The 611-nt window shown below is 44.5% G+C and carries 1 protein-coding gene; it reads right to left on the bottom strand.

Annotated features, from left to right (window positions below):
* The coding region (locus N1032_RS26325) for a hypothetical protein (protein WP_259543598.1) at positions 1-329 on the bottom strand (329 nt) is incomplete at its 3' end.
* Positions 330-611 lie beyond the last annotated feature (282 nt).

The raw sequence follows: 611 nt of genomic DNA, 5'->3' as shown, positions 1-611 counted from the left end.
AAAATTTCTTTACGCTTGTGGTGCATCTCTTGGGAGATTACAACACGGCGTTTATCCTTGACGTCACCAAACACAGACATGATAACGTCGTCAGGATAGGTGAAGGTGTCCATTAACTGAATGGCTGCCTCATGGTCTACTGATACAGCGAAACCATGATCACCTTCTTCATCACCAAATACATCAACTACGTGGTTTTTGCACTGGTAGATGATGCCCTTTGCGGTGCTTGTGGTGCCTTTATGAGTCTCCGCATGAACAGAAAGGCCGCTAACCATAGCCCCCAAAAACAGAGCGCAAAGTGCGACGTAACGAAATCTAACATACATAGACTTCCTTCTCCTTTGTGTGCAATGTCACTTCACTGCGAAGCAACTCTTCATCATCATGGAAGACAGTGAGAGCGCCGTCATAAAGACCCACGCCAGTGTGGAGCGTAGATAGGTTCGTTAATGTTACAACGTGATCACACTTGATGTAAGGTTTCATCGTTTTAAGACAGACAAAACGCTCACCGGAACGTAACTCTTTAATGACGACACTCTCACTACCCATCATTTATCACCTTTGTATTTCTCCCACTTAGCAGTTAAACATTACTCATCGAGAAG

The organism is Herbiconiux daphne (assembly GCF_024979295.1).
Taxonomy (GTDB): domain Bacteria; phylum Actinomycetota; class Actinomycetes; order Actinomycetales; family Microbacteriaceae; genus Herbiconiux; species Herbiconiux daphnes.
This window is presented reverse-complemented; position numbering and strand designations above follow the sequence as displayed.